14 protein-coding genes and 3 pseudogenes are annotated in these 16982 nt (G+C 60.5%); 7 read left to right on the top strand and 10 right to left on the bottom strand.

The window, feature by feature from the left end; translation table 11 throughout:
- Window positions 1-8: 8 nt before the first annotated feature.
- Window positions 9-1181, bottom strand: a complete 1173-nt coding sequence (locus EAO78_RS05205; protein ID WP_122104788.1) for a pyridoxal-phosphate-dependent aminotransferase family protein — start codon at window positions 1179-1181, stop codon at window positions 9-11.
- Window positions 1182-1596: 415 nt separating this feature from the next.
- Here EAO78_RS05205 and EAO78_RS05210 point away from each other — a divergent pair, with 415 nt between their 5' ends.
- Window positions 1597-2889: a sensor histidine kinase gene (locus tag EAO78_RS05210; RefSeq protein WP_238987616.1), complete on the top strand. Its 1293-nt coding sequence runs from the start codon at window positions 1597-1599 to the stop codon at window positions 2887-2889.
- Window positions 2890-2913: 24 nt separating this feature from the next.
- On the opposite strand, the gene thrS is transcribed toward EAO78_RS05210, so the two are convergent.
- Window positions 2914-4860 (bottom strand): threonine--tRNA ligase, encoded by a 1947-nt coding sequence (thrS, locus tag EAO78_RS05215; protein WP_122104789.1) that lies wholly within the window; start codon window positions 4858-4860, stop codon window positions 2914-2916.
- A 167-nt stretch (window positions 4861-5027) separates the two neighbouring features.
- Here thrS and EAO78_RS05220 point away from each other — a divergent pair, with 167 nt between their 5' ends.
- Entirely contained in the window at window positions 5028-6008 is a 981-nt protein-coding gene (locus EAO78_RS05220) for a PLP-dependent cysteine synthase family protein (RefSeq protein ID WP_122104790.1), read from the top strand.
- Between the two features lie 67 nt (window positions 6009-6075).
- Here EAO78_RS05220 and EAO78_RS05225 read toward each other — a convergent pair whose 3' ends face one another.
- From EAO78_RS05225 to EAO78_RS05235, 3 genes are all read right to left on the bottom strand, one after another.
- Window positions 6076-6498 (bottom strand): CoA-binding protein, encoded by a 423-nt coding sequence (locus EAO78_RS05225; RefSeq protein ID WP_122104791.1) that lies wholly within the window; start codon window positions 6496-6498, stop codon window positions 6076-6078.
- A gap of 59 nt (window positions 6499-6557) precedes the next feature.
- Window positions 6558-7346 carry a CPBP family intramembrane glutamic endopeptidase gene (locus EAO78_RS05230; protein ID WP_122104792.1) on the bottom strand — a complete coding sequence of 263 codons (789 nt, stop codon included), beginning with the start codon at window positions 7344-7346 and terminating at the stop codon, window positions 6558-6560.
- Between the two features lie 82 nt (window positions 7347-7428).
- Complete coding sequence (locus tag EAO78_RS05235; RefSeq protein ID WP_122104793.1) at window positions 7429-8250, bottom strand: IS5 family transposase; 822 nt, start codon at window positions 8248-8250, stop codon at window positions 7429-7431.
- 102 nt (window positions 8251-8352) lie between these two features.
- On the opposite strand from EAO78_RS05235, the pseudogene EAO78_RS05240 reads away from it, so the two are divergent.
- Window positions 8353-8478: pseudogene (locus tag EAO78_RS05240) on the top strand (IS1595 family transposase); the annotation flags it as partial.
- Between the two features lie 173 nt (window positions 8479-8651).
- Here the strand turns inward: EAO78_RS05240 and EAO78_RS05245 are convergent.
- Both EAO78_RS05245 and EAO78_RS18400 read right to left on the bottom strand, forming a co-directional pair.
- Window positions 8652-9047: a hypothetical protein gene (locus EAO78_RS05245; RefSeq protein ID WP_122104794.1), complete on the bottom strand. Its 396-nt coding sequence runs from the start codon at window positions 9045-9047 to the stop codon at window positions 8652-8654.
- A gap of 136 nt (window positions 9048-9183) precedes the next feature.
- A pseudogene (locus EAO78_RS18400) lies at window positions 9184-9492 on the bottom strand (hypothetical protein).
- A 265-nt stretch (window positions 9493-9757) separates the two neighbouring features.
- Here EAO78_RS18400 and EAO78_RS05255 point away from each other — a divergent pair.
- A complete protein-coding gene (locus EAO78_RS05255) occupies window positions 9758-10129 on the top strand; it encodes an SHOCT domain-containing protein (RefSeq protein WP_122104795.1) in 372 nt (123 codons plus the stop codon).
- A gap of 141 nt (window positions 10130-10270) precedes the next feature.
- Here EAO78_RS05255 and EAO78_RS05260 read toward each other — a convergent pair whose 3' ends face one another.
- The 3 genes from EAO78_RS05260 to EAO78_RS17660 are packed head-to-tail and all read right to left on the bottom strand — an operon-like array spanning window position 10271 to window position 13906.
- A complete protein-coding gene (locus EAO78_RS05260) occupies window positions 10271-11056 on the bottom strand; it encodes an ABC transporter permease (RefSeq protein WP_122104796.1) in 786 nt (261 codons plus the stop codon).
- Window positions 11049-11966 (bottom strand): ABC transporter ATP-binding protein, encoded by a 918-nt coding sequence (locus EAO78_RS05265; RefSeq protein WP_122104836.1) that lies wholly within the window; start codon window positions 11964-11966, stop codon window positions 11049-11051. Before EAO78_RS05265 ends, EAO78_RS05260 begins: the two co-directional genes overlap by 8 nt.
- 5 nt (window positions 11967-11971) lie before the next feature.
- Window positions 11972-13906: a COG1361 S-layer family protein gene (locus tag EAO78_RS17660; RefSeq protein WP_136516484.1), complete on the bottom strand. Its 1935-nt coding sequence runs from the start codon at window positions 13904-13906 to the stop codon at window positions 11972-11974.
- Window positions 13907-14311: 405 nt separating this feature from the next.
- Between EAO78_RS17660 and EAO78_RS18405 the strand changes: the two are divergent.
- The 3 genes and pseudogenes from EAO78_RS18405 to EAO78_RS05285 all read left to right on the top strand — a co-directional run.
- Window positions 14312-14536, top strand: a pseudogene (locus tag EAO78_RS18405) (aminotransferase class V-fold PLP-dependent enzyme); the annotation flags it as partial.
- Window positions 14537-14724: 188 nt separating this feature from the next.
- A complete protein-coding gene (locus tag EAO78_RS05275; RefSeq protein ID WP_122104798.1) occupies window positions 14725-16254 on the top strand; it encodes an SLC13 family permease in 1530 nt (509 codons plus the stop codon).
- A 313-nt stretch (window positions 16255-16567) separates the two neighbouring features.
- Window positions 16568-16966 (top strand): DUF7383 domain-containing protein, encoded by a 399-nt coding sequence (locus EAO78_RS05285; protein ID WP_122104800.1) that lies wholly within the window; start codon window positions 16568-16570, stop codon window positions 16964-16966.
- Window positions 16967-16982: the final 16 nt, after the last annotated feature.

A 16982-nucleotide genomic window follows, 5' to 3' on the forward strand; every position in this document is an offset into this window, starting at 1 on the left:
ACCGGTAGTCAGCCGTTGAACCCCTGCTCGGCGAGCGCCTCCTCGAGGACCGCCAGCAGGAACTCGACGTTCTGGGGACGCGCCGAGTAGCCCATACAGCCGATCCGCCAGATCTCGCCCGCGAGGTCACCGAGCCCGGAGGCGATCTCGAGGTCGTACTCCTCGAGGAGGTAGTCGATGACCGCGCCGTCGTCGACGCCGTCGGGCACTCGAACCGCGTTGAGGCTGGGGAGCCAGTACTCGTCGGGCGCGTTCATCTCCAGACCGAGTTCCTGGAGTCCGTCCTTCAGGTCGCCGGCGACCACACGGTGGCGTTCCCACCGGTTCTCGATGCCCTCCTCGGCGACGAGCCGGAGCGCCTCGCGGATCGCGTACACGTTGGTGATCGGTGCGGTGTGGTGGTACGCGCGCTCGTCCCCCCAGTATCCCTCCAGAAGCGAGAGGTCGAGGTACCACGACCGTGGCTGCTCCTCGCGGTCGAGCACCTTGTCCATCGCGCGGTCGTTCAGGGTGAGCGGGCTCGCGCCCGGCGGACACGAGAGACACTTCTGGGGACCGGAGTAGGCCACGTCGACGTCCCACTCGTCGACGCGCATCTCGACGCCGCCGAGCGACGTGACGCAGTCGGCGATCACGTACGCGTCGTGGGCGTGTGCGATGTCGGTCAGCTCCGGCACGCCGGGCTGTAAGACCCCGGTCGAGGTCTCCGCGTGGACGAACCCGAACACGTCCGGCTGGTGCTCGTCGAAGGCGGCCTCGACGTCGGCGGGGTCGAGCGGCTCGCCCCACGGCGCGTCGACCTCGACGACCTCGCCGCCGGCGCGCTCGGCCATCGAGGCCATCCGGCCGCCGAAGTAGCCGTTCGTCGGGACGAGCATCGTGTCGCCGGGCTCGACCAGGTTGCCGATCGCCGCCTCCATCGACGCCGACCCGGTCCCCGAGACGGGGATCGTCCACTGGTTGTCGGTCCGGAACGTGTACCGCAACAGCTCCTGGACCTCGTTCATGATCTCGACGAACGAGGGGTCGAGATGTCCCACGAGCGGCGTGCTCATCCCCCGCAGCACTCGCGGGTGAACCTCGCTCGGTCCCGGTCCCATCAGAGTCCGGTCCGGCGGCGAGAGTTCCCCGAATTCGGGCGCTTCGTCGTCCGCGACAGTCTCCAACGATCGATCGGACATACAGGCCGTTCTCGTGGCGGACGTAAAAAACGCGACGGAAACACGGTCGGCACGAGGTGTGCGGTACCGGTCACTCCGTGTCGGGACGGACGTGGGTCCATCGTCCCGGTGGGACCGATGGAACGACCCCGGCAAGTGAAGTGATCGGGCGCCCTTCAGACCGCATGAGCGATCCGCCGTTCGTCTCGACGCCCGCGGCCGATCTCGAGACGATCCTCGACCGGATGGCGGACGGGTTCTTCGCCGTCGATGCCGACTGGAAGATCACGTACGCGAACGAGACCGGAGCCGAGATCTCCGGGAGGCGATCGACGACGACGTCCTGGCGTCCGCCGACGGGATCGAGGGGCTCCACCTGTGGGAGTCGATCCCCGAGGCGGTCGACACCGACTTCTACGACCGGTATCACGGGGCGATGGAGAGCCAGGAGCAGACCGCCTTCGACGCGTACTACGAGCCGCTCGGAGCGTGGTTCGACGTGCGGATGTTTCCGTCGGACACCGGGCTCTCGATACACTTGCGCGACACCACCGACCGGCGGGGGATCGAGCGCCGACAGGAACGAAGCCTCCGTGCGATCCAGCGACTCTACGCCGTCTCGTCCGACCGGGACCGTTCCCTCGAGGCGAAACTCGAGGCCATGCTGGAGCTGGGCTGTGAGTACCTCGACGTTCCGAACGGCTTCCTCACCCACATCGAGGCGGGAACACAACACATCGAGGCGGCACACGCGACCCATCCGGGCCTCCAGCCGGGTGAGAGCTGTTCGCTCGCCGAGGCCTACTGTAAGCGGACCGTCGAGCTTGACCGCCTGTTGACCGTCGTCGACGCGGCGGCGGAGGGATGGGAGGGCGAACCGGCCTACGAGCGGTTCGGGCTCGGGACGTACGTCGGGGGTCGCGTCGAGGTCGACGGCGAGCTGTACGGCACCCTCTGTTTCGCCGACACGGCCGCCCGCGAGGACCCGTTCACCGACCTCCAGAGGACGTTCGTCGAGCTACTGACCCGCTGGGTAAGCTACGAGTTCGAGCGGCGGCAGGCGAAGTCACAGCTTCGGCGGGAGCGCGACCGGTTCGAGGAGTTCGCGAGCGTCGTCAGCCACGACCTCCGGAACCCGCTGAACACCGCGACCGGCCACCTCGACCTGCTCGCGGCGGAGTGCGACAGCGACCACCTGGAACCGGTCGATCGGTCGCTCTCGCGGATGGAAGCGCTCATCGAGGACCTGCTGACGCTCGCACGGGACGGCATGAGCGTCGAGGAACTGACCGACGTCGACCTCGCCGAGACGGCCCGCGACGCATGGGCGACCGTCGAGACCACGGACGCCGAGTCGGTCGTCGACCTCGACGGCGACTCGATCCGCGCGGACGGCTCGCGACTCCGCCAACTCCTCGAGAACCTGTTTCGGAACGCCGTCGAGCACGGCGGGACCGACGTGACCGTCCGGATCGGGGTCCTCGCGGACGGGTCGGGGTTCTACGTCGCCGACGACGGCCCCGGGATCCCCGAGTCGGAGCGCGAGCGAGTGTTCGAGACGGGACACACGACGAACGAGGAGGGGACCGGGTTCGGGCTCGCGATCGTCGCGGAGATCGCGTCCGCGCACGGCTGGGACGTGACGGTGACCGAGGGTTTCGAGGGCGGCGCACGCTTCGAGTTCGCGGGCGTCGAGTTCGTCGAGACCCCGTCACCGAGCGACGACTGATCGGCCGGTTCGGCTCGACCGCGGCTACCCGTCGATGAAGTCGGGTTCGACGCGTTTCTCCTCGTACTCCTCGACCAGGTGGTCGACGAAGTCGTCGAGGTCGACGTCGCCGCGCTGGTTCTCGAAGCGGTCGCGAACGGAGACGGTGCCCGCCTCCTGCTCGTCGTCGCCGACGATCACCATGTACGGGAGCCGGTCGTCGTGTCCCTGCCGGATCTTGCGGCCGACCGTCCAGTCGCGGTCCTCGACCTGGACGCGGATCCCCGCGTCCGCGAGCGCGTTCTTCACGCGGTGGGCGTACCCCAGCGTCTCGTCCGAGACGGGGAGGATCCGGACCTGTTCGGGTGCGAGCCACAGCGGGAAGTCCCCGTCGAAGTGCTCGATGAGCACCATGAAGAAGCGCTCGTAGCTCCCGTAGAGCGCCCGGTGGATCATCACCGGACGGTGTTCCTCGTTGTCCTCGCCGGTGTAGGTCAGCCCGAAGCGCTCGGGCATGTTGAAGTCGAGCTGGACCGTCGGGCCGTCCCAAACGCGGCCGAGCGCGTCCTCGAAGCCGAAGTCGATCTTCGGGCCGTAGAAGGCTCCGTCGCCGGGCTCGACGTCGTAGTCGTAGCCGCCGGACTCGAGCACGTCACGCAGTTGCTCCTCGGCGGACTCCCAGATCTCGTCGCCGCCGACCGACTTCTCCGGGCGGGTCGCGAGCGCGACCTCGACCTCGAGGTCGAGCGTCTCGACGACCTCGAAGATCATCCCGATGACGGACTCGATCTCCGCGCGGATCTGGTCGGGCCGGACGAACAGGTGGCCGTCGTCGATGGTGAACGACCAGACCCGGGAGAGACCCGAGAGCTCGCCGCGCTGCTCCTTCCGGTACACCTTCCCGTTCTCGAAGTACCGCTTCGGCAGGTCGCGGTACGACCACGACTGCTGGTCGAAGATGGTCGCGTGACCCGGACAGTTCATCGGCTTGAGCCCGTACTCCTCGTCGTTGACGTCGAGGAGGAACATGTCCTCCTTGTAGTTCTCGTAGTGGCCCGACTTCTTCCACAGCTCCGTTCGGAAGACGTGGGGCGTCTCGACCTCCTCGTAGCCGTTCTCGCGGTTGAGCCCGTTCGCGAACCCCGAGAGCTCGTTCAGGACGGTCTTGCCCGGCGGGTGGTACAGCGGGAGCCCGGGACCCGTCACCGTCGGGATCGAGAAGAGGTTCATCTCCTGGCCGATCTTCCGATGGTCACGTTCCTTCGCCCGCTCGCGCATCTCGAGGTGTTCCTCGAGGTCGGACTCGGAGGCGAACGCCGTCCCGTACACCCGAGTCAGCGTGTCGTTCTCCTCGTCGCCGCGCCAGTACGCCGCCGAGACCTCGAGCAGCGCCGTCGCCCCGATCTCGCCGGTCGACTCCACGTGCGGGCCCTGACAGAGGTCCTGCCAGCCGTCCTGGACGTAGAAGGTGACCTCCTCGTCCGCGGCCTCCTCCTCGAGGATCTGGCGTTTGTACTCGTTTTCGGCGTAGATCTCCATGGCGTCCTCGCGAGGACGGACGACGCGCTCGACGTCGTAGTCGGCCGCGACGATCTCGTCCATCTCCGTCTCGATTGCCGCGAGGTCGTCCTCGTCGAGGTCGACGTCGGACACGTCGTAGTAGAAGCCCTCGTCGGTCGGCGGGCCGATCGTGAGCGTCGCCTCGGGGTGGAGCCGCTGGAGCGCCTGCGCGAAGACGTGTGCGGCCGTGTGGCGCAGGACCGTCAGGTACTCGTCGGATCCCTCGGTGACGATCTCGATCCGGTCGCCGTCCCCGACCTCGGCGTACTTCTCGACGAGTTCGCCGTCGATCTTTCCGGCGACCGTGTCGCTACCGAGTCCGGGACCGATCTCGTAGGCGACGTCCTCCACCGTCGATCCGGCCGGTACGGAGAGCTCTGACCCGTCCGGGAGGACGACCGTCACGTCGGCCTGCGCGTCCGTCTCGCTCATACCCTCGGAAAACCGGACGAGCGGCATAAGTGTTGTTCGATCCGCGCGGATCGTGTCGTCTGGACCGCTGGACCGCAGGGGAGCGGTACTGCGTGGAATCGTACCGTTCAGGCCCGATCGTCCCGGCGATGGAAACACACAAACCGGGCGGCAACCCTTGCCTGTATATGACCACCCATCGCGAGCCCCTCCCGTCGGTGTTGGAGACGATCGGCGAGACGCCGCTCGTCCGGGTCCACGACTCGCCGGACGCGGTGCCGGTGTACGCGAAACTCGAGTCGTTCAACCCCGGCGCGAGCATCAAGGACCGGATCGGGAAGTACATGCTCGAACGCATGCTCGAGCGCGGGGACCTCGAGCCGGGCGGGACCGTCATCGAGCCGACCGCCGGAAACACCGGGATCGGGATCGCGGTGGCCGCCGAGCAGCTCGGAGTGAACGCCGTCTTCGTCGTCCCCGAACGCTTCTCGGTGGAGAAACAACAGCTGATGCGGGCGCTCGGCGCGGACGTGATCAACACGCCGACCGACGAGGGGATGGGCTTCGCCATCGACCGCGCCCGCGAGATCGCGGAGGAACTGGACGACGCCGTCGTCCCTCAACAGTTCTCGAACCCGCTCAACGCGGAGGCACACTACGAGACGACCGCTCCGGAGATCGACGACGCCCTCGACGGCGAGGTCGGGGCCGTCGTCGCCGGCTGCGGCACCGCGGGTACCCTCATGGGTACGGCCCGCTACTTCCGCGAGCGAGATCCCGAGACCCACGTCGTCGCCGTCGAGCCCGCCGGCTCCGCGTACCGCGAGTTCCTCGGCGAGGACGTGGATCACGAGGAGTACAAGACGGAGGGGATCGGCACTCACGACATCGAGACGAACGAGCTGTTCGACCCCGACCTCGTCGACGAGATCCACGCGATCCCCGACCGCGAGGTCCACGAGGAGATGGGTCGGCTCGCCGCGGAGGAGGGCCACCTCGTCGCCTCCTCGGCGGCGGCGAACGCGCTCGCCGCGAAACGGGTCGCCCGCGGCGTCCGCGACGGTGAGATCGACGTTCCCCACGACGGCGTCGTGACCGTCTTTCCCGACTCCTCGGAACGCTACCTCTCGAAGGGCGTCTATCGCGATTTCGCGGAATGGGAGGGCTGACGCCTCCGTCCGTCGGCAACGCTCACGGGACGACGTCCGACGTCCGGCGTCCGATCCGGATCCGACGTCACCCGAGCAGCCGACCGTGTTCGACCTTCATACATCGGTCCTGGATCACGTCGATCCCCTCGGCCTCCGCGGCGGCGGCCGCCTCGTCGTGGCTGATCCCGAGCTGGAGCCACGCGATCCCCGCGTCGCCCCGTTCGGCGTGTCGATCGCGCACCGCCTCGAGGATCTCCGGTACCTCCTCGCTCGGTCGGAACACGTTCACCACGTCCACCTCCTCGTCCACGTCGGCGAGCTCGTCGTAGGCGGGCTCGCCGAGCACCTCGTCGGCGAACGGGTTCACCGGGATCACCCGGTAGCCGTGTCGCTGGAGGTACGCCGGGATCCTGTGGGCGGCCTTCTCCTCGTTCGTCGAACAGCCGACCACGGCGATCGTCTCGGTCGAGAGCGCGCGTTCAAGTCCCGCATCGTCGGTGATGGGCATGTTCGAACGTCGGCCGGCAAAGGTGGTAAATCTTGGTGGGCTCAGGCGGTCGCGTAAAGTTAGAGAATGAGGCGTTCGACTTCAGAGTGTCTATGACCGAAATCGAACGCCTCATTCTCTAACTTTACGCGACCCACCCATCCGTGCAAGAGAATAATGCCGATGATACTGCGTGCCGTGTGATTGTACACCCAGGTGAAGATAACCGATAATGCGACGACGCCGATATTGAACAGCCAGAAGCCGACTGTCAAGAAGCCAACCACCTCGTAATGAAACGATCCCCTAATAAAGAACAGTGGGAGGTGCCAGGCTGCCCACACGACACCCAGGAGTAAACTTGCGTTCAGCGCTGACCAATCCATCTGAAGCCGATCTAACGCGTAGCCTCGCCAGCCGAGTTCTTCGAGAAGGGGCGGAAGCGTCGAAATGAATAGCGTTGGCAGCGTCGGGAGAGGGAATCCGGTTACCGCTTCGCCAAATTCGACACCAGGCCCCCCGAGGAGAATATCCGCGATTGCGGCGACGATTGTGACGCCGACGGGAACCGCCAGAATGACGAGAAACCACCGCACGCCGACGCGACGAACTTGTTTGACGCGATTCCAGAAATCGACCCGTCCACGCTCGCCATAGACGAGATACACCAACGCGATCCCTGCGACTGCGGGACCGGCGAGTCCAACTAGCAGAAGGACGGTCCCGATGGCAGTGTCAAAACTCACATCAAGGGCTATCGCCGACACCCAGAACCCCCACGTTATCGCGTACGTCGCAGCGAAATACACCCACGGACTTCCCAACCGCGGACGATGCGCCTCGGTCGTTGACTGCTCGAATCCTATCATATCCAGTTAATGTTCAAGGGAAGCAAACATAAATATGACAGTCAGTAGCATGGGTCCAGTTGGGGTGGCTTGGCGGTCGATTTCACGGAAATCGGACGCTCCGACGAAGGTTGTAGACGGTGGCTTTCAGCAGCATTTCACGAAACTCTAGCCACCAGCTTCGCGCACGCACGGAGGAGCCGAGCGTGCGCTTAATCGAGGAGAAGACGGTCTCAGACATGGATCGTTGGTGGTACCGATCACCGTCCATGCGGGCGTTGTGGGCGTGATCGAGCGGATTCATGATCCGGTGTTTGATCAGCGGTCTGATGCCGTTTTCACGGAGTTCGTCGCGGAAGGCTTTCGCGTCGTAACCGCGATCAGCGGCGAGACTCCGCAGGTCGCCCGCATTGCGCCGGGCGACCTGCGGGCCGATCTTCGCGTCGTGTTTCTTCGAGGTGGTCGAGTGGATGTCGGTGATGTACAGCGTTTCGACATCCACGAGAGCAGTGACTTTCAGCGCTCGAACGCGGTAGTTAGTGCGGTTGGCGTAGTGTCGGCTGGGCTGATCGCGGTCAAAGCCGGTCGAATCGATGGCGGCGTGGCCAGTGCGTTTCTCGGCTGACACGCCGAGAAACGCACGCCACGTCTTCGTCGGAATTCGCTCGAACCAGTTGCGTAACACCGTGTAATGAGGAAGCCGCGTGAGACCGATCTCGTCGAGTACGCCGGGCATTTCAGAGAGCAAATCCACCGCGACGCGGTAGGATTTGCCCAGCTCGATGCGAAGTGCATGCACGGTGAGCATCGCCCACTCAGCGAACCCGCCTCCCCCGCTGAGGTCGGCGGGTTCGTCCGGATTAGCGACAACTGCTTTAGCCTTAGCCACCGTAACACGAGTGAAGAGACGGATTTCGGATGTCACACCGATCCGTCTCTTCGCTTTCTACCCAGATAACGCAGTCGTCGCCGTCACGTCTAGCGAAACTACAGAGCCCAAAAATCCGATGTTGTCGCCGTCTTGCGTTCAACACGGCAAGGCATCTCAAAAGATCGCCTCACACAGTATCTTCGAGCGTTCCAACTCAGACGAGAACTTTACCGCAAACCCGGACGAGAAGCGCTCAAACACGCCGTTAAAACCACACTCTGAAATCAACAATGTGCTACACAAGAGCGTACATGGATACATACGGTCCCCTCTCTTTAGCGAATTTCCCCTTCGATCATACTGGTATCGTGGGGCTCAAACTTTAGATTCAAAGTGGCATCTGCGGCCGCAACCAAGCAGATTTCGAATCCACCAGGTGTCTGTGTCGAGGAGGCTCACGTATCGTTATGGCGCTCTCTGTACGTCTTAGCCGCTAAAAAGACATAGAGTACGCCGATAGCCCGAATGCCAGAGCGGAATCGCTCGTTCCATTCTATCGACTCCGGTCGCTCGTACAGGAACGCGGTGGCAAATTTACGATACAGATCGGGGAACAGGAACACGACAGCGCCGAACACGCCGGTGAGATTCATCAGCCACGCATACGCCCGGCCGGCAAAGAGGGAAATCGCAGCTATCAGAACACCCTCCGACCGGATTGCTTGACGGACCCACCCTCTCACCGTTCCCTCCCCCGGATTCGAAATCGCGAGTTTCTCGAAGAGGTCGACGATCTCGTCCGGGAACAGCGCTGAAACAGCGCCGAGGACACCCATGACTGTTCGAATCATACCGTATGGTACGACTGATACGAATATAATTCCCGCTGCGAACCTGCACAATCGAGAACGGAGGGACTCCGAACAGTAGCGGCTTCGAACCGGGCACGACGCGTAGTATCCCTATTCGAATGGACATCCCGAATACTCAGGGATTCGGGGCATACAGGGCGTAGAGGATAGACAGCATCCCAGCTGCGGTGACGAGTGCTGCGACGAATCCCGCCTCGAAGATCGACACCTAGAAGAATTCGAAGAGTACGCCTTCGAGGAGCTCCATCCAAAGGAGTCCCCAGAGCTCCATCGCTCCGCCAAAGAGGCCCCAGCCGCTCCCACCCATCATCCCGCTGCCGTAGCTCCGGCCGCCGTGGGCAGCGGCCGTTCCCGTCGCCGCAACCAACAGCGGGACGGCAAGTAGCGCGAGTACCTGGACGAAGCTCGTGACCGTGAGCCCCATGATGATTGCCCACGCCGCCGTCCACAGGAAGCCGACACCGATGCGGAGCGCTTCGAAGATCCCCTCAATCATCGTCGCCACCATAGGTATCATTTCGAAGGGATCATCTTTTGCATTTTTCCTTCAAATATTTCGGCTCAGAGCCGTAGTAAGTAGGAATTCAAAGGAAATCCGGTGGGCAGAAGGCGTAGATCAAAGGCACAACCGCAATGAATAGTCAGTGCGTAGTATTACCCGAGACACCAACTCACGGGGGGATCACAATATGCCTACAAAAACAGACGATACACGACTTGTCACACTCCTACTCGTTATCATCGGTGCCGTATTCATCTTCCCAATGTTCTTCATGGGATTCGGGATGATGGGATTCGGACCGATGATGGGCGGAATGTGGGGCGGTGGAATGTGGAGTGACGCAACGATGCCAGGCTGGATGTTCATTGTTGGCATCGTGATGCAGCTCCTGTTCCTAGCCGCCCTCGCCGGCGGGGGCTACCTCATTTACAGAGCAGTAGCGGGACGAGAGAGTGACTCCGACCAAGCGGTAGAGGAACTCCGACTCGCATATGCTCGTGGTGAGCTGACGGACGAGGAGTACGAACAGCGGAAAGACGCACTCAAACGAGATGCCTGAATCCACCCCACGGGATGACCACGACTGGAGAAACTAAACGAGCGGCAATGTTTGATAGAAAAGTAGCGATCATTACAGACAGATCGACAGAGATCAAGAAGGCGACTGCAGCGAAGTACGTTGAGTACGGTGCCGATATTGCTATAGATCCCTCCGAGAGAATATGATCTGGCCGAGTAGCAACAAACCCAGCAGCGTCACCAGTAGTATTGCCGAGTCTATGAATTCGAACGTCCCATCGATCAAGACCGGTGTTGGTTCGTAATACTGTGTTGGGCTGAGATATTGTATCCAATCGTATTCATCCGCACCCCCGACGATCGATTCGATAAGATAGAGCACAAAAACGACACCAACGGCGCCCTTCTCGGCAACGGACGTACGGTTTACCGCGACGGAGAAGACTCCTCCAATACCAGCACAGACCAATAGATACGGGATCGAGAGCACGTGAGCTAACAGCAGATGAGTCAGATCAATCGATTCGTCAACGGCCAACACGAGTCCATAAATCGCTACGCCACCCACCGTGTTCACGACAAGGATCGGGAACAAAATCGAGGCGAACTTTTCGAGAAATAACTGCGATCGTGAGATCGGAAACGACAGAAGGACATCTATTCGTTCCGATTCGATCTCGCTCGCGATGATCCCACCACCCATGTACGCAAAATAGAGACCTAAACCAAGTAACCAGACAAAATTGAATATCTGAGCCCCTAGAAAGCCTTCTATCGTGGAGAGCGACTCGATCCCGAACGCATCCACCATCGCGGGAGGCAGTTCTTCGAACACCTCTTCAGTGTTTACACCCTCCAAGACGGTGAAATACCAGACGATAAACGCCGAATAGAGTGAGATCGCGGCCGTGAGCACGATGCTCCCACGAATCCGACGTTCCACCTCATATCGAGCGGTCTCACTCATTGTTCGGATTCCACTGATTCGATTTCTCCTCGGTTCTCTCTCCATAGTAATGAATAAAAACGTCCTCTAAGGGTGGCTCTTTGATGTCGATGTCATGAACGTCATACCTGGCGAGTTCCCGCAAAAGCCGGTTGATTTCACCGGTGTATATGAACTGAACACCCCCCGGAAACGTGCTTTCGTCGACGACCCCGTCGAGAGCGGAGAGTTGCGGGATCACCTCGTCGGCCGCATGTATGCGAACGCGCTTCCCGCTCCGAGTCAACAGCGTTTCGACGGCTTCGAGTTCGACGAGCCGACCCTGACGAATGATCCCCACACGATCACAGACACGTCTGACCTCGCTCAGCACATGCGATGAGAAGAAGATCGTCGTCCCGCGGTCACGCTCGGCTCTGATGAACTCGTTGAACTCCTCTTGTTTGAGTGGATCTAACCCGGATGTAGGTTCATCCATGATGACGAGTTCCGGATCGTGCATGAACGCCTGAATGAGTCCAAGCATCCGCCGATTTCCGGTCGAGTATTCACGTACCGGCCGTTCGATCGGTGGTGTGAATATCTCCAACAATTCGTGTAATCGACTATCACCCTTCATTCCGGCGTGGTATTCGAGTACTCGCTCACCCGTCACCCCGTCATCGAAGCCGAGATGCGCCGGAAGGTATCCGATCCGTTTCTTTGCCTCGATCAGTGATTTCTCGTCACGGATATCGGCACCGAGGACTCTCGCAGTTCCTCCCGTTGGCTTTAACAACCCGAGAAGCATTCTGATGGTGGTCGATTTACCCGCCCCGTTCGGTCCCAGGTAGCCGAATATTTCGCCACTCTCGACACGGAATGACAGCTGATCGTTTGCGATGACGCCCCCATAGTCTTTAGTTAGCCCATCGAGATCGATCTTTGCCATACCGTTCATTTCAGATACACCCACCAGATCCCAGCCGTAACGATCACCAGCAAGAGACCGAGGATGACCATCTCCACCGGGAACTCACTACCGCCCTCGTTAGTCACCGAGAGCGCAAGCGTTTCCGGTCGCGTTGTCACCTGTTCGTCGTTTGGATCGGTATACTCACCCCCGATGGTTACCGGATATCGAGTCGGTGGTGCATCACTATCCACCTCGATATCGAACGCGACGGAGTCCGATTCACCCGGTTGGAGCGACGGAATCACAGTCGAACGAAAGTCACTCTGTATCGGTTCCTCGGCAGCGAGACGGAGATGGATATCGCGTATCTCGACGTCCCGTTGATTGGTGACCTTCAACTCCAAGACCCCCTCTCCACCCGAAACGAACGGTGATTCGACGGTTTCTATTGCCAGTGTATCACGACGTTCTGCGACGGCGACGCGGATCCGATCGGTGGCGACCCGCTCGTCATCCGTCGACGTTCGATACCGTGTAGTTACCTCGATCTGTTGGGGGATCGCATCCATTGATGGTGGTATCGTCCCGCTGAATTCGAATGGAGCGGAAGCGCCAGCGGGTAGGTCGCCGACGGAGTAGTTCGGGCTGCGTGGACTGAATTGTGTGTCACCAAGGTTGACGACGACACTGCTTGCGTCTGCTGGCCCGTCGTTCCGAATGACACCGCGGATCGTTTCGGATTCGCCGACCCTGAGGTTCGCTTCTTCGACCGAGATGTTGAATCGTTGGTCCTGAGCGAGATGAACGCCGAGTGATCGTTCCCCTCCAGTCATGCGAGTCCCGCTCGGATCGGTAAATTCGACGTAACTCGACAAACTGCGGTTTCTGAACGTCGTCCCATCTCGGGTGGAGACGTCATATGTCAGTATCTTCGTTTCACCCTGACTCAGAGAATCGATATAGCCCGTGTTTTGAGAGCTACCTCCGAACGAGATATCAGATGAATCCGATTCGAGGTGGACAACCAGATCTCGGGCGGGTTCACTCCCAGTGTTTGTCACTCGGGTCGTCAGCGTTCCAGCTTCTCCGGCGCTGAAATTTGCTTCTTCGACGGAGATGCTGAACCGCTGTTCTTGAGATGGTTGGATCCCGAACGATCGGTCTTCTCCGGTCGCCCGGATCCCATCTCGATCGGTGAATTCGACGGAACCTGTAAGGCTCCGGTTCCTGAATGTCGTCCCATCCCGGACGCGTACATCGAATGTGAGTGTCGCGTTTTCGCCCTCCGCGAGAGATTCGAGGTAGCCCGTGGTTCGTGAACTGCCACCGACAGAGAGATCTGTCGATTCGGATTCGAGGTGAACGGTCAGATCGTGGGCTGGCTCGCCGCCGACGTTCGTCACGCGGGTCGTCAGCGTTCCGGTCCCGCCGATTTGGACTGTGCTATTGACAGGGGTGAACTCGAATCGAGGACCGGTATTGATGTCGACCTCAATCGTTTCACTGATCGACGGGGAGCGCTCCTGAACGACGCCACTTCGAGGAGAATACTGATAGGTATGTGAATACCGAATTCGGAGGTCCACCGAATACTCTCCGGGGTTGATGTCCGCCGGCACAGTCATATCGAGAGGGACCTCTCGTACGGTTCCATCAGGAATCGTTCCGATCGACTGTCGCTGTGTCTCAATAGTAAACGGGAGCTCGTCTCGGTTGACTACTTCAACGGTCACGCTTCGAGCGGTCGTTACCATCTCACGTTGTGCAGAAGATCCGGAATGAACTTCTCCATCGTTTGCGATCTGAACCATTAGTGTGGAGGTATTCCCCGGATTCAACACTGGGTTGGGTGTGTACACGTCGATATCAGGCTCTCCGCGGACGTATTGAGTCTCCTCCTGACCTACACTCCCTCCAGAAAGGATCCCGAGAAAAAGAACGAATACGAGAACGACGCTGACGAGCCGTCGAATCATCTGTATTCACCGCTCAGATAGCACGCTCCGAAACAGGAGGTCTCATCCACGATGATACGGAGGGTACTGGATTTCATACCTGCCCATTATTTTCAACGAACATATAGATTCGACATGAGGGTTTTCGATATGAACACTATACTTCCGTACGGTTCTGATTTCGATATCGACCGATACACCACCGTTAGAGATAATGTGTGGGCGAAGTTTCTCACTGACTGATGGAAAGCCATTCGTCCATCATGGCCGGTGGCGCCCGAAGAAATTCGGTACTACAATATGTCCGAGTGTAATATCGAAGTTGATTGGGTCGCTATGCGATCAACGTTTGCCGACGATGCTCTGGAGAGAACCCGGAATGAGTGAGAGGGACGGTTCCTACGAGTGTGAGGTGTACCGCAGACTGATGGAATTCCCGATGAACGACTCCGTAGCTCGACAGATCCCGAGTCGAGTCTCGTGACGATTGACGTCGACGATACTGCGGCGACGGTCGAACAACTTGCGTTGGAGGGTATCGTTGTTCGAGCCTTGCCGCATCCGAACACGATTCGAGCGTCAGTTCATATGGTCAACACGCAGACCGAGGTTGATCGCTTGCTCACTGTGCTCGAAGCGGAGTGGGGCTGAATAGAATACTGTTCTCTACTAGTGAACCAAATCGATCTCGAGATACAGCTTCCGTGGTTACTATGACACCTAGTGACCTCCTAGTAGGCCGAGATGCTCTCTGAGATGACATTCCCGGACATCTCCAGTGGTGTTCTCCTACAGTAACTAGAGTCGGTTTTATTTGTCATCCACGTGACGGCGACTTTATGATTTCCAGACGGCGAATATCGCGGGCGGGTGTTGGCCTGTTCTTCGGTCCGTTACTGTTCGCGGGTATCTCCCTTATCCAACCGTTCGGTCTCTCTCCAGAAGCGACGGCCGTTCTCGCAAGTACGACATGGATCATTATCTGGTGGGTCACAGAGGCCATCCCGATTCCAGTCACGTCGCTTCTTCCCATTATCCTCTTTCCGTTGACTGGCGTGATGACCGCTGGAACTGCCACCGCACCGTACGCGGATCCGGTCGTCTTCCTTCTGCTCGGCGGATTCCTCCTCGCACTCGCAATTGAACGATGGAATCTCCACCACCGCCTCTCATTACTCATCATCTCCCTTGTCGGCACCAGTGGCAAGGGACTCGTCTTCGGGTTCATGGCCGCGACTGCGTTCCTCTCGATGTGGATCTCGAACACGGCGACGGCGATGATGATGGTCCCGATTGGGACGGCCGTTATCGTCGAGCTCACCGCGGTGGGTGGTCGTCGCACCCCGCCGCTCGACCGCGAGGATCTCGAAGAACCGAACGAGCCGATCGACGTCGACGGTGAACTCCTCCGTCAGTTCGACGACGAGTCGATCGACCTCCCGAACACGTCCTTCGGGCTCGCACTCATGTTGGCCATCGCGTACGGCGCGTCCGTTGGTGGTGCAGCAACACTCATCGGGAGTCCACCGAACGCGGTTCTCGCCGGCGTCGCGGAATCGAGCCTGGGCATGGAGATCGGGTTCCTCGACTGGATGCTCGTCGGCGTGCCGCTCGCCGGGACGTTCCTCCTGATCACGTGGGTCATGCTCGTCGGGCTGCTCCGCCCGTCGATCGAGAAGCAGCCCGGCCGGGACGACGTCATCGACGAGCAACTACAGGAGCTGGGATCGATGACGACCGGCGAACGGCGCGTGCTGGTCGTGTTCGGGCTCGTCGCCGCCGGCTGGATACTCCGGCCGTTCGTGCTCCAACCCGTGTTTCCGATGCTCACCGACGCGATGATCGCCATCATCGGAGCGATCCTCGTGTTTCTCGTCCCGGTGGACGGCGACCGGATGCTCACCTGGGAGTACACCTCCCGCGTCCCGTGGGGCGTGTTGCTGCTCCTCGGCGCAGGGTTCTCCATCGCCAGAGGGTTTCGGGAGAGCGGCCTCGACGGCGTCGTCTCGGACGCGATCGCAGATCTCGGAATCACGGAACTCGCCGGGATGATCCTCCTCGTGGCGACGGTCGTCATCCTGTTAACGAACGTCACCTCGAACACGGCGACCGCCTCGCTGTTCATGCCGATCACGCTGAGCATCGGACTCGCCATCGGTGTAACGCCGTTAACGCTGATGGCGACGGCCGCGTTCGCTGCCTCATTCGCGTTCATGCTCCCGGTGGCGACCGCGCCAAACGCCATCGTGTTCGGCAGCGGCTATATGACGATCCCGCAGATGGCGAAAGTCGGATTCGTGATCACCGTTCCGGCTGTCCTCGTCATCTCGGCGTTTGCGATCTGGTGGATCCCGATCGTTTGGTCGTAGGCCCGCCGCGGGGAACAGTCTTCCCCAAATAAATACAGAAAACGAAACCGCTACCGGCCACTCCATCGGTGATGTCGAGCTCCTCGATGATGGACGTATTAGAGTTGAAGATGAGTGGGAATGGGAATCAAAGCCCGGAAAGGGTGAATCAGTGGACGAAGAAGTTGACCAGTAGATCGTCTACGAAAAGCCAACCTTCGTCCAATCACGACACGACCTGTACAGATCAGATCTGAATCCGGATCTATCACTCACTGAGAATTTAAATAGAGCCGACGGTACGTACAAGGTTCCTGTCCGTGAAAGGCAGTACATGCCACCGCACACCGACTACGCACTCGTCACCGTCCTCGAACACCTGGGCGAAGATCCGGACGCACTGAACATAGAGTGGGCCGAGTTCGTTGGCGATGCCTCGACTCTTCATACGTTCGAGGTCACGACTACGAATCCACTCGACGCGTACTTTGAGGTTCAACTCTATGACGTGGGAACGTTCGGACATGAAGTCCTTGTCAACGGCGAGCCGTTGACGGGGTTCGACCTCCCGCCCTCGGACGGCTGGCAACTGTGGATGGATGCCGTCACGGACGCGATGCTACAACAGGGCGAGAACACCGTTCAGATCGTCCGGGATGGCGAGAGCGATGACGAATTCGCCATCGGGAACGTGGTCGTCCACTGGCGCTCGGAGAGTTCGCCTGAGAGGTGACTAACCGAGAACTCCC

It is taken from the genome of Halobellus captivus, assembly GCF_003697845.1.
Lineage (GTDB): Archaea > Halobacteriota > Halobacteria > Halobacteriales > Haloferacaceae > Halorubrum > Halorubrum glutamatedens.